Genomic DNA, 12,365 nt, shown 5'->3' with positions numbered 1-12,365 from the left:
CCATTTTCTTGGTTTCTATTTTTATCGGTTTTAGCGAACCGCACAGCGATTTGGTCCAATTTCCATTTCGCGCTGTTTATCATCATCGGGTTCGATTTTCCCCATATTAGTTTCGCGAATTTCTTGATAAGCGTTTGGCTGAGGCGGTAAATTACCTGTTACCAGCTCTCTGAATTCCGTTTCATCCGCAATGTTCAATCCGTGATTTTCAGCAAACAGCGTACCCAACTTTTTAGCGACGCTTCCATCTTCATTCAATTCATCAATGATCATGAAATGTGATGGCAATACAATTAACTCTTCTGATAATTCTTTATAACGTGTATACAGTGTTTCTCTCAAGTCCCCTACCCAATCCTCAGCCAAACCAGCTAGGTCCGGTCTGCCAATGGAATCGATGAATAGTATATCCCCGCTTAGCAAGTATTTTTGATCCACCACAAATGAAGTCGACCCAATGGTATGTCCCGGGGAGTATAATGCTTGGATATCAATCGCTGTATGACCGATCGTTATCACTTTCCCGCTTTCTAACGGCTGATATTCAAAAGTTACCTCAGCCGCATCCTTTGGGGGCAGCCAGTAAGCTGCATTTGTTTCTTCCGCGATTCTTCTTCCACCTGAAATATGATCGGCATGTAAGTGCGTATCCAGAACATGTGTAATCTTCACCCCGATATCATCTGCGAAATCAAGATAGGCATCTATCATTCTTGTGGAATCAATAACGGCTGCTTCCCCATTGGAAACGACCATGTAAGATAAACAGCCTTTACCAAGTCGAACAAATTGATAAATTCCGGCGCCATTTGTCAATTCGCCTATCCTCACTGGTTCCAAGTGTTCACTCCATGCTTTCATGCCGCCCTTTAAATAAAAAACATCCAATCCAGCTTCAGATAACATTTCAGCAACCATGACGGATGAGCCTTCCTTTGCACATACTACCAGGATTTCTTTATTGGCCGGGATTTGATCGAGAATTTCTTCCACGCCATCCAGTAGATCAAAGTAAGGGATATTAAGGAATTCGAAATTCCGCCCTTCAATTTTCCAATCATTAAAGTCACTTTCATTTCGAACATCAAAAATAAATAAGTCGGTTTTATTGATTACTTTCTTTGAAACTTCAGCGGCTGTCATTTGCTTAAACGTCATATCGTATACCCCCTATAGTATTAATGTTTTCAAAAAATTTTTCCTTCATTAAAAGGTTAATGTAACATCAGCATCTTTCGCGAACTCCAAAAATGTGACCGCTCCACCTACTTCGATACCACCAACGAAAGCTTCTTTTTCAATGCCCAATACGTCCATGGTCATTTGACACCCAATAAACTTGACGTCCATTTCCTGTGCCATAGTAACTAACTCAGGAATGGAAGGAACATTGGCCTTTTTAAACCCTTCGGCAAAATGCTCCTTACCCTCAGGCAGAGGAAGTTTTCCATTCGCGTCTTTATGAATTAAGTTCAAACCTTCGAAAGTAAAGAAAATGGCCACTTCTTGATCTGTTGCTGCCGCTGCCGTTACGATGTTAAACACTTTATATGCATCAAATAAGCCACCATTACTTGCGATTATGGCTACTTTTTTAGTCATGATCTATTCCTCCATTTTATAGTTTTCATTCATTCACAGATTTTTGGGAAGGACCGTTCCATTGGCTCATGCCTGGTACAACATTGAATACCTGTTCAAATCCAGCACTGGTCAGTTTTTGTGCAGCAAGATCACTCCGGCTGCCTGTACGGCAAATCACGAAAATCTCTGACTCTATATCCAGTTCACCCATACGTTGTTCCAATTCCCCCAATGGAAGGGATCTTGCTCCTGGAATGTGATTAAAAGCATATTCTGCGGATTCTCGTACGTCCAGGATGACCATATTTCTATTTTCTTCCATTACTTGCAGAAGTTCTTCATTGGAAATGGTTTTTTCATGCTTCTTCACTTCTGTTTCTTCTCCGCTTGCTTTCCGAAGATAATGTTTTAGTGTCGTTCCTTCTTCAAACGTACCCAAGTATTGGTGACCTGAACTTTCCGCCCAGGCTTTCATATCGGCGGTTGACCCTTTATCAGTTGCTTGAACTTCCAGTACTTCCCCCGCTTCCAGGCCATTCATGGCTTTTTTCGTTTTTACGATTGGCATTGGACAAGCTAAACCTTTAGCATCCAAAACAGAATTTGTTTTAATCATTTTTAGTTCCTCCTTCTAATATAGGTGTGGGGGTATATCCGAATTCAAAATTTTTCTGTGGGACCTTCCCATTCATTCATACCACCTATCATGTTCAACACTGTATATCCATGATCCTCAAGTAACTGTGCTGCCCTTGAACTTCTGCCCCCTGACCGGCAAACCATGATATACTCTTTTGATTTATCCAAGTCCTGCATTCTAAATTCCACCAGACCCAACGGGATGTTCACAGCATTTGGTATTTTCCCTGTTTTTACTTCATCCGCCTCCCGTACATCAATGATGTGGACTGGGGAGTTCCCCTTCAATAATGAGTTCACTTCATTCGGTAAAATTTCTTTCATCTTTATAAGAACCTCCTTTTATTCGCGATAAGAACTCATGCCGCCTTTTACGTTGGTGACTTCTTTAAATCCAAGTTTTTTCAATGCTTTACTCGCATTACTGCTCCTCATCCCGCTTTGGCAGATTACAATCACTTCTTTATCTTTTGACAGTTCCTGTGCCCTTTTGCCAAGTTCGTTTAAAGGAATGTTTTTAAAGTCCTTTATGTGATTGCTCCTATATTCATTAGGAGTACGGACATCAATCAATTGCTTATTTCCTCTATTTTTCAACACAGCTTTTAGCTCTGCCGCATTTATATTTTTTATCCCCTTTACAGGGACAAAGCGCTGATATAAAAACCAAACAATGAAACCTAATATGATGAGATTAAATATAGTTCCCAATGGACCCATCCCTCCGGTACCCAAATTCATATAAATAAGTTTACATTTCCATCCTCTGCTTCAGCTAAATAAGCAGCAACACCTGCATACTCAATTCCATCCAATAATTCCTCTTGCTGTAAACCCAATAAATCCATTGTCATCGTACAGGCTATAAGTTTGATTTCCTGTTCCTGAGCCAACTCAATTAAATTTGGGAGTGACATGGCGTTATGCTTTTTCATCACATGTTTGATCATTTTAGGTCCCATCCCAGCAAAGTTCATGTTTGATAGACCCATTTTATCAGAACCACGCGGCATCATTTTCGCAAACATTTTTTCAAGAAATCCTTTCTTTAATGAAATCGGCTCATCCTTCCTTAAAGCATTCAATCCCCAGAATGTATGGAAGATGGTCACTTCATGATCGTAAGCCGCCGCACCATTTGCAATGATATAAGCAGCCATTGCCTTATCATAATCACCACTAAATAAAATGATCGTCGTTTTTTTCTTTTCAGTCATTATGCTTCCCCCTGATCGAAATTTCATTTTTACACCTTTATACCCAGTGGGGTATATATTATGCTAAAAAATATAGTTCGTCAATCCACTTCACTAAAATAAATGGTTATCTTTATTTGCTTGGTCCATGATTGATTGAAGTCAAACCTTCATTCACTTCGAAAATTTTTCCATTAACCTTCTCTATACCAAACCCATTTAACCGAGCTGTATGCATCGTCAAGTACTTACATTCGGATTCCTTCGTTTCAAACAGATAAATGCCGCCTGCTTCCTTTGCCTCACTGTCTTCGGTCCAAATCTTCCAGATCAAGCCTTCTTCATCATTAATGCTTTTTGCTAAATCTGTAAATTCTTTTACCATTTCGTTGCCGAAAGGTCCCTCCATTTTAAAATCCACTTGTAAAATATAAGACATGAATAACACTCCTTTTTCTACATTTCAGGTCAATTCTTTTACCTGCTTTTTATCAGTAAATTAACCGCTTCCTTGACTAGATGATCAGTGCCCTCTCCATTCTCGACGTTTTCCCGAACACATTGCTCAAGATTGGCACTTACGATAACACCCATGGTCCTATCGATGGCACTTCGCGCAGCCGACAACTGAGTGACGATTTCCCTGCAATCATTTCCCTGCTCCATCATTCCAAGAACACCCTTGATTTGTCCTTCAATCCGTTTCAAGCGATTAATGACACTTTTATCATACTCCATACTCCGCCCCCCATCTATTTACAATCGTTAATATCATAACTGATTACATTAATCCCATTTCCGATTAAGAAGCTCAGTCCCAAGGTCACTTCTCCAAGCAATTATTGTGAATTTGTTCATTTTCTCTTGAATTTGCGTGCTTTACTCGTGAGTTTGAGCGTTTTACTCGTGAATTTGCACGTTTTACTCGTGAGTTTAGGCATTTTACTCGTGAGTTTGCGCGTTTTACTCGTGAATTTATTCATTGATAACTCGTGAGTTCATATTATACCTATAGGGGTATATTGTCAAGCCGTTTAATTCACACTTTAATAAAAAAATAAGCGCCACTTAGTACTAAAACACAAAATGATATTTTTAGATTAAACTGATTACTTGGAGGGAGAGCATTACGCCCATATAAAGCCAAACCAAGATGATGAATTGGCTGATATTTTCTACAACGCCCTAAGAAGTCACCTTTAGCAAAAAATGTGAGCAAATCACTAATGTTTTCAAAACGCATCCAGTAAGCCAAAATAAAAAGACCCAAACCCCTTTAATTTAAAGGATTTGAGCCTTGGGTCCCGTTTATCTTTGTTTTAACTTGTATATCTAAAATATTGAAGAGTTTACATGCTTTTTATTTGCCAATTTAAAACCTAATATAGATTACTATAATAACAAACATAGAAAGCAAAAATTGGTGGGAATGTGTGGGGTTCAATACCGCCTTCACATTATTCAATTAACAGCTTAGTAAAAAGATTTTGGGGCACAGCTGTTTAACATCCTACTACGCTTTTACCTTAAATGGGGACAATTCTACTGTTCCCCCATCCCATCAAGATTGTTTGACCCAAAGTTTTCGAGCAATGCACGCGCTCCATCTGTTGACTCTGTGTTCATTAATTGAACTCTTAATTCACTTGCCCCTCGAAACCCACGGACATATATCTTAAAAAAGCGATGAAGAGCCTTGAATGAACGTAGCTCTAATTTTGAATATTTATCATGGAGATCCAGATGCAACCTTAAGAGATCAAGCAATTCCTTACTACTATGATCCTTCGGTTCTTTTTCAAAGGCAAATGGATTATTGAATATACCACGCCCAATCATAACCCCATCAATACCGTATTGATGAGCGAGCTTTAAGCCAGTTTGACGGTCAGGGATATCCCCATTGATCGTCAAGAGCGTATCTGGTGCCACCTGGTCACGAAGTTTCTTAATCTCCGGGATTAGTTCCCAATGAGCATCCACTTTACTCATTTCCTTTCTTGTACGCAGATGAATGGAGAGATTAACAATGTCTTGTTTCAATATGTGTGTTAGCCAGTCGTGCCATTCGTCCACATCCGTGAAACCAAGCCTTGTCTTTACACTTACGGGCAATCCTCCTGCTTTTGCTGCTTGTATTAATTCTGCTGCAACTTCTGGACGACGGATAAGGCCACTTCCCTTCCCATTCTGTGTCACATTAGGTACAGGACAGCCCATATTGATATCAATACCCCGAAAGCCTAGTTTCGCCATACCTATGCTCATTTGCCGAAAGTATTCAGGCTTATCCCCCCATATATGGGCTACAATTGGTTGTTCATCCTCTGTAAAAGTCAAACGCCCACGTACACTGCGGATGCCCTCTGGGTGACAATAACTCTCCGTGTTTGTAAACTCTGTAAAAAACACATCAGGTCTGGCTGCCTCACTCACTACATGGCGAAAAACTACATCGGTCACATCTTCCATTGGTGCCAGTATAAAAAAAGGTCGTGGTAGATCACGCCAAAAATTATCTATCATATTCAAATTCCAATCCTTTCATTATGGGTTACCAGGCTAACCCCTTATCCCAAAATTAAAAAGCAGAATGTCCCTGCTTCCTTTACACTTATACCATGCTTAAGCACTTTTTATCAAACTGCAGAAATTTTTTTTTCACGAAACCCATCCGACTTCCATATTCCCCCTCCTAGTTTAGAGCCGCAAATGCTCGAAATGGTTTTTCATACACGCAAGTACATAATTTCTAGAGGGCAAAGCCAACATATAAGGAAAGAAATTGAAATGGTCGAGGAGGGAATAATTTGAAGGCATCTGATTTGTTTGTAAGATGTTTAGAGAATGAAGGGGTTCAGTTTATTTTTGGGATACCTGGTGAGGAAAATACGGATCTTATTGATTCTCTAATAAGCTCTGATATTGAATTTATATTGGTTCATCATGAACAAGCTGCAGCTTTTATGGCAGACATCTATGGCCGGCTAACTGGAAAGCCAGGCGTCTGCTTGGGCACATTGGGACCGGGTGCAACCAATTTATTGACAGGGATAGGAAGTGCTTATCTGGATTATTCCCCTGTTGTCGCGATTACAGGTCAGGCGGGCCTTGATCGCATTCATAAAGAGTCGCATCAATATGTGGACATTATTGGCGTTTTCGAGGAAGTAACGAAATGGAATCAACAAATTAAGGTGCCTCATACGATTCCGGAAATTATCCGTAAAGCATTTAAAACGGCTGTCATTGAAAAGCCGGGAGCTGTTCATATAGAACTTCCGGAAGATGTGGCGATGATGGATACAGAAGGGGAACCTCTTCCGGTTACACCAATGCCTAGATCCCGCCCAGCCGAGGAAGAAATCAAAAAAGCCGTCGAATTAATAAATCGCGCTAAAAAGCCTATTATTTTAGCTGGTAATGGCGTGATCCGTGATGGAGCTTCTGAGGTTTTGCGGAAATTTGCAGAAGAGAAGCAAATTCCCGTTGTAAATTCGTTCATGGCCAAAGGAGTTTTACCTTCCGACCATCCATTGTCCCTTTTTACAGTAGGGATGCAAGCAAGGGATTATGTTCTATGCGGATTTGATTTGGCCGATCTTATTATCACCGTCGGCTATGATTTCGTCGAGTATTTGCCAAAGTATTGGAACGATGAGGCAATGAACCCGATTGTTCATATTGATGCTCGACCGGCCGAGATTGATGCCTATTACCCCGTTCAAGCAGAATTGGTCGGGAACGTTAGCGAGGCACTTGAAGCCTTGACGACTGGTGTAGAAAAAAAAGAACTTTGGCCAGAAGTGAAAAGGTTAAGGTCCCAAATCATTGAAAAATTTCATTCTTCGGATGATGTATCAGGAAGCCCAATCATCCCTCAGCGAATCATTGCCGATTTGAAAAGGGCGGAAAAGGGTGATGCCATTGTCATTTCGGATGTGGGTGCCCATAAATTATGGATTGCCCGGATGTATCAGCCGGAAATCCCTAATCATACGATCATTTCTAATGGCTTTGCATCGATGGGAATTGCCATTCCTGGCGCAATTGCAGCCAAATTGGCAAAGCCTGATAAACCTGTCATTGCGGTTACAGGGGATGGTGGATTCCTGATGAATGGAGTTGAATTGGCAACGGCAAAACGTCTAGGTCTTGCCTTCGTGATAGTCATTTTCCATGATTCAAAATACGGCCTAATTGAATGGAAGCAATTGAATAAATTTGATCGTACGAATGCCATTGAATTTACAGATCCAGACTTTTTAGGGTTCGCAAAAAGTTTTGGGGTTAAAGGAGTGAAAGTAACCCACTCCGATGAATTGCTACCTGCATTGGAAGAAGCGCTTTCGAGTCAGGAAATTGTCTTGATTGATGTGGATGTCGATTATTCGGAAAATGTAAAGCTCTCGAAAACATTAGGTGATTATATTTGTAAATTATAGAAGCAGATATTATTGGAGGGATTTCAGATGAAGAAAAAGTGGCAATTGTGGATCGGTGGTAAATGGCGGGAGGCTAAATCATATGAGCCATTATATAACCCCCATTCAAACGAAGAAATTGCACAAATCGGACAGGCTGAACCAGCGGATGCCATTGAGGCGATTGTGGAGGCAAATGCTGCTTTTCAGAAATACCGATCCTACCCGGCTCATGCACGAGCAGAAATTTTATTTAAAGCTGCTGCAATCATGGAAGAACGCAGTGAAGAACTTGCAAGAATCATTTCTCTGGAGGCGGCGAAAACGATTCGAAATGCTCGTGAAGAAATGAATCGTACGGTTCAGACCTATCGTTTTGCTGCAGAAGCGTCCAAGAACAATTATGGAGAACAGATCCCGATGGATGCGGCAGTCGGTGGGGTAAACCGTTTTGGCTTCACGGTTCGCACCCCGATTGGCGTCGTTACCGCGATTACCCCATTTAACTTTCCCTTTAATCTGGTTGCCCATAAAGTGGGTCCAGCTATTGCCGCTGGAAATTCGATTGTGTTAAAACCTGCCGAACAAACCCCATTGAGCGCACTGGTTCTTGCCGATATTTTTAAAGAAGCCGGGTTGCCGGATGGAGTATTGAACATCATACCTGGCAAAGGCGATGTTTTAAGTGAAGCCTTGACGACCCATCCACATGTAAAAAAAGTGACTTTCACAGGCAGTGTAGAGGTCGGACACCTTATCCAGCAGCAGGCAGGCTTCCGTAAGCTTACACTTGAACTCGGGTCCAATTCCCCTTTCATCATTGATGAAGGAGTCGACATCGATCAAATTATTCAAAGAAGTGTAATGGGTTCATTTACGAATAATGGGCAGGTTTGTATCTCGATTCAACGGATTTATGTCCACAAATCACTATACCAACAATTTTTAGATCGTTTCGTCAGTACCACAAAACAGCTTGTCATCGGTTCACCTCTCGAGGAAAATACAAATATTACAGCGGTGATTTCAAAAAAATCATTGGAGCGGTTACAAAGTTGGATTGATGAGGCAGTACAGGAAGGAGCAAAAATTGAGTGCGGCGGTACAGTGGAAGGCAATGTACTATTGCCTACCGTTTTAACCAATGTAAATCGTGACTCAAAAGTATTTCGTTTCGAAGTATTTGGTCCGATTGTCTGCATTTTCCCTTTCGATACGCTTGATGATGCCATCAATGATGCAAATGATTCGCGTTACGGTTTGAACTCAGGAGTGATGACTCCGAGTATAGAACGAGCTTTTTATGCGGCGGAACGCTTGGAAACAGGTGGAGTCGTAATCAATGATATCCCAACTTATCGAATTGATAATATGCCTTATGGCGGCTGGAAGGACAGCGGTGTTGGCCGGGAAGGCGTCAAATATGCGATGCAGGAAATGATGGAGCAGAAGTTTATCAGCTTTAAAATAAGCGACCATTGAGGAATATTAACCCGTGGTAAATGAGACGGCGATATCTTAAGGATCTCGTCTTCTTGTTTTGTCGTACATTATTTTTTTATTGTAGTCTTTGTTATTAATGGGCACAATCGGAAATTATTATTCTGCCACTTGCCGTATCGAACTTCAAGTCTAAAAGGGGTGAGTCGTCAATTGTTTCCAGAATGAGATAGAAGATTATTCTTAAAAAATAAAAAGCCACCATTTACGGCAGCTAATTACTTCAATTCTTAATTATTTCAGCACCATAAGAGTTGTCGATTATACAGCGCCATGTACCCGTGGAATCCTTTTTAAAAACATATGTCGCTGTTCTTTCCATCGAAAATTCGGAATCGTCCTTTTGATTGGCAATTAGCTGGGCTTGTGCCACAACCAATGCCGTATCACCCGTTTCGATTATTGCCATCTTTTCTTGATTGACGATTAAACTATGATTAAAGTATTCAGCGATAGCAATGAATGCCCGGCGAATTTGCTCTTTCCCTTTTGCGACTGTTCCAGGTTTGACAACTAAAGTCGCATCCTCTGAATAGAATTCCATTAGATGATCGAAATCCTCATTATTTATTGCCCTGTCCGCATTTTTTATGACTTGTTCCAGCTCATGATTCTGCATATTCACCCTCCTATTCAGCTTCTTTTAATCAGTCCTCTCTTTAACTATTTGATGTTCGACTGCCAGGGTGGGATATCCTGCTCATTAAGAGAATAGAATCATTTAAATAAAAGTTGAAATCCCACATATATCTTCATGTAAAATACGCGAAGCAATCAATATGTCAGTTGTTGTTTCCATTGTTCTAATGAGGCAAGCAAGTTAGGCATTCCTTCCTGACCGAAATACTCGAGAGAAACAAAGCCAGTATAATTTCGCTTTCTCAATTCTTCTAGTAAGCGAAGATTGTCAACGTCTCCACTAAAAATGGGTGCTGGTTTGTTTTTATAACGCTCTTTATGATCGAAGTGATAATTTTTTAAATGTACATGGCTGACATGGGGGAAGATGGATTCCAATACCTCTTTCGGATTCAATTGATCAACGTATAAGTTAGCACCATCGAAAATCAGTTTTATCCGTGGATGGTCAATATCTTCTAAAAGCTTTTGAATGGCTTCGAGGTTATCCGCAAAGGAGTCATAGTGAATTTCTATTGCTACATCCACTCCATAGAGATCTGCCATTTGCCCTAATTTATTTAATTCGGTAGCCGTTTCCGACCATTGCTCTGGTGAGGCATTCCTTGAAGCTATATGGCCTGCGAACGTCCTTATTAATGGGCAGTTTAATTGATGAGCCATATCTAACAATTTTCTTGCTTGATTAATTTCATTTTGATGTTCTTTTTGGTTCCAGAGTTTCGAAAAAGTCGTATATCCACTAATGGAAGGTATTTGTAGATCATTGGTTTCAAGTAATTTGGCCAATTTGTCCAGTGGTCCGTGCTTCTCCTGAAATCGTTCTATATGTTTATTCCATAATTCAAGTCCTTTAACATCCGCTTGCAACGGAAGCAGCCAATTTATTATTTCCTCTATGTCCCATTCTTTAAATCCTGTCGTGCATAAACTCAGTTTCAATGTAATTCCGCCTTTCTCCATTTAGTTTTTCATCGTGATTTCTATACGCTGGACTTTTCCGATAAGAAAGATATATGCAAAAGCGCCAATTAGGGCCACTACGGATATGAAGGTTAGCGCTGCTGCATAAGAATGTGTCGCACTTATGATTAAACCGACGATTAACGGAGATAATGCCCCGCCAATGTTAGCTACGAAATATAGTGAGGAGCCCGTTAGGCCTACCATTCCTTTCGGTGCAATATCAGCTAAAAGGGCACCGGTAACTGTTGATGCCATCCCCTGTCCAAAGAATGCTATCGCCATAAAGGTGATGACTATGTTTGGTGAATCCGTATAATTCCCCCCCAGAATCAAACAAGACAATAACAATCCGACAATAATGGGCAGTTTACGTGCCAATCCTGTTGATACACCGCGAGTCAGCATCCAATCGGAACATCGGCCGCCAATCAGAGTTCCTAATATGGCAACAATGTAAGGGATACTCGCATAAATTCCGGTTTTTAACATCGTCATTCCCTTTTCATCGATCAAATAGGATGGAAACCAAGTCATGAAGAAAAACAAAGTAGTTTGAATCGAAAATTGTCCGATGAACATTCCCCAAATTTGACGGTGTTTAAGCAGTTGGCCTATTCGTTTCCAGGAGAAAGGATGCTTCTCTTCAGTTCCGATCATTCCCCCGCCTTCTTTGATATAATTTAGCTCTTCCTGAGAAATCCGCTTATGCTCCCTAGGGTTCCGATAGAATCCATACCAAACAAATCCAATAAGAATCCCAATAATTCCGGCTATATAAAACAGGTAATTCCAGCCAAAGGTTATGATGATCCAAGTAAAGACTGGAGTCAGGAAGGCTAGCCCAATATATTGGGTACCCGTATAAATCCCTACAGCAGTTGCACGTTCTTTTTTAGGAAACCACTCGGATACACACCAGGCATTAGTAGGTATGGAAGGAGATTCAAAGGCACCAAGCCCTATGCGATATGTAATAAGTGACGATATATTTTTCGCGGTTCCTACCATGAATGTAAATACAGACCATAAAATGAGGGAAACCGTGTATACCTTTCTAGGACCGAATCTATCAAGAAAGTAGCCGCTGAATAGCATGGAGAAGGTATAGCTCCAGCCAAATACGGAAAATATGATTCCCATCAAAGCCGGATCTATTTGTAAATCGGCTTGAATATTCGGAGCAGCAAGCGAAATGATGGCACGGTCGATGTAATTAATACAAGTGACTAAAGCAATTAGAAATAAGATGAACCATCGAACAGTTTTCTGTTTTCTTTTTTTTGATCCGTCCGTTACCAGTTCCGATGTGCGATCGTCTATTATTGCCTTTAATTCTGAGCTCAATATTTTTCCCCCTAACCTAATGCCCAACATTAGTACATCGTTCTACTAAATTTTATTGAAATTTCATAAATGC

14 protein-coding genes are annotated in these 12,365 nt (G+C 40.7%); 2 read left to right on the top strand and 12 right to left on the bottom strand.

What is annotated here, in order from left to right; genetic code table 11:
- Nucleotides 1-30 precede the first annotated feature (30 nt).
- The 9 genes from MHB45_RS07750 to MHB45_RS07710 all read right to left on the bottom strand — a co-directional run bounded on the left by MHB45_RS07750 (nt 31) and on the right by MHB45_RS07710 (nt 5,945).
- Entirely contained in the window at nt 31-1,158 is a 1,128-nt protein-coding gene (locus MHB45_RS07750) for an MBL fold metallo-hydrolase (protein ID WP_072272850.1), read from the bottom strand.
- Nucleotides 1,159-1,206: 48 nt separating this feature from the next.
- Nucleotides 1,207-1,602 (bottom strand): DsrE/DsrF/DrsH-like family protein, encoded by a 396-nt coding sequence (locus MHB45_RS07745; RefSeq protein ID WP_072272849.1) that lies wholly within the window; start codon nt 1,600-1,602, stop codon nt 1,207-1,209.
- Nucleotides 1,603-1,627: 25 nt separating this feature from the next.
- Nucleotides 1,628-2,200, bottom strand: coding sequence for a sulfurtransferase TusA family protein (locus tag MHB45_RS07740; RefSeq protein WP_048687707.1), 573 nt, complete (start codon nt 2,198-2,200; stop codon nt 1,628-1,630).
- Between the two features lie 44 nt (nt 2,201-2,244).
- Nucleotides 2,245-2,547 carry a rhodanese-like domain-containing protein gene (locus MHB45_RS07735; RefSeq protein ID WP_072272848.1) on the bottom strand — a complete coding sequence of 101 codons (303 nt, stop codon included), beginning with the start codon at nt 2,545-2,547 and terminating at the stop codon, nt 2,245-2,247.
- 18 nt (nt 2,548-2,565) lie between these two features.
- On the bottom strand, nt 2,566-2,934 hold the full coding sequence (locus tag MHB45_RS07730; protein WP_237766604.1) for a rhodanese-like domain-containing protein: 369 nt from the start codon (nt 2,932-2,934) through the stop codon (nt 2,566-2,568).
- Nucleotides 2,935-2,960: 26 nt separating this feature from the next.
- On the bottom strand, nt 2,961-3,440 hold the full coding sequence (locus MHB45_RS07725; RefSeq protein WP_048687705.1) for a DsrE/DsrF/DrsH-like family protein: 480 nt from the start codon (nt 3,438-3,440) through the stop codon (nt 2,961-2,963).
- Between the two features lie 112 nt (nt 3,441-3,552).
- Nucleotides 3,553-3,858, bottom strand: coding sequence for a monooxygenase (locus MHB45_RS07720; protein ID WP_072272847.1), 306 nt, complete (start codon nt 3,856-3,858; stop codon nt 3,553-3,555).
- A gap of 38 nt (nt 3,859-3,896) precedes the next feature.
- Nucleotides 3,897-4,157 (bottom strand): metal-sensitive transcriptional regulator, encoded by a 261-nt coding sequence (locus MHB45_RS07715; protein WP_048687703.1) that lies wholly within the window; start codon nt 4,155-4,157, stop codon nt 3,897-3,899.
- 804 nt (nt 4,158-4,961) lie between these two features.
- A complete protein-coding gene (locus tag MHB45_RS07710; RefSeq protein ID WP_072272846.1) occupies nt 4,962-5,945 on the bottom strand; it encodes a tRNA dihydrouridine synthase in 984 nt (327 codons plus the stop codon).
- Between the two features lie 284 nt (nt 5,946-6,229).
- On the opposite strand from MHB45_RS07710, the gene MHB45_RS07705 reads away from it, so the two are divergent.
- Together MHB45_RS07705 and MHB45_RS07700 are read left to right on the top strand one after the other, a co-directional pair.
- The gene (locus tag MHB45_RS07705) at nt 6,230-7,864 is read left to right on the top strand and encodes an acetolactate synthase large subunit (protein ID WP_048687701.1); all 1,635 of its coding nucleotides are present in this window, start codon (nt 6,230-6,232) and stop codon (nt 7,862-7,864) included.
- A 27-nt stretch (nt 7,865-7,891) separates the two neighbouring features.
- A complete protein-coding gene (locus tag MHB45_RS07700; protein WP_048687700.1) occupies nt 7,892-9,325 on the top strand; it encodes an aldehyde dehydrogenase family protein in 1,434 nt (477 codons plus the stop codon).
- A 241-nt stretch (nt 9,326-9,566) separates the two neighbouring features.
- Here MHB45_RS07700 and MHB45_RS07695 read toward each other — a convergent pair whose 3' ends face one another.
- The 3 genes from MHB45_RS07695 to MHB45_RS07685 form a co-directional block, all read right to left on the bottom strand.
- Nucleotides 9,567-9,962 (bottom strand): YybH family protein, encoded by a 396-nt coding sequence (locus MHB45_RS07695; protein ID WP_072272845.1) that lies wholly within the window; start codon nt 9,960-9,962, stop codon nt 9,567-9,569.
- A 155-nt stretch (nt 9,963-10,117) separates the two neighbouring features.
- Entirely contained in the window at nt 10,118-10,924 is an 807-nt protein-coding gene (locus MHB45_RS07690) for a sugar phosphate isomerase/epimerase family protein (RefSeq protein ID WP_065421209.1), read from the bottom strand.
- A 21-nt stretch (nt 10,925-10,945) separates the two neighbouring features.
- Complete coding sequence (locus MHB45_RS07685) at nt 10,946-12,292, bottom strand: MFS transporter (protein ID WP_202187079.1); 1,347 nt, start codon at nt 12,290-12,292, stop codon at nt 10,946-10,948.
- Between the last annotated feature and the right edge of the window lie 73 nt (nt 12,293-12,365).

Source organism: Peribacillus sp. FSL K6-5616 (assembly GCF_038008245.1).
In the GTDB taxonomy this organism is placed as follows: domain Bacteria; phylum Bacillota; class Bacilli; order Bacillales; family DSM-1321; genus Peribacillus; species Peribacillus frigoritolerans.
This window is presented reverse-complemented; position numbering and strand designations above follow the sequence as displayed.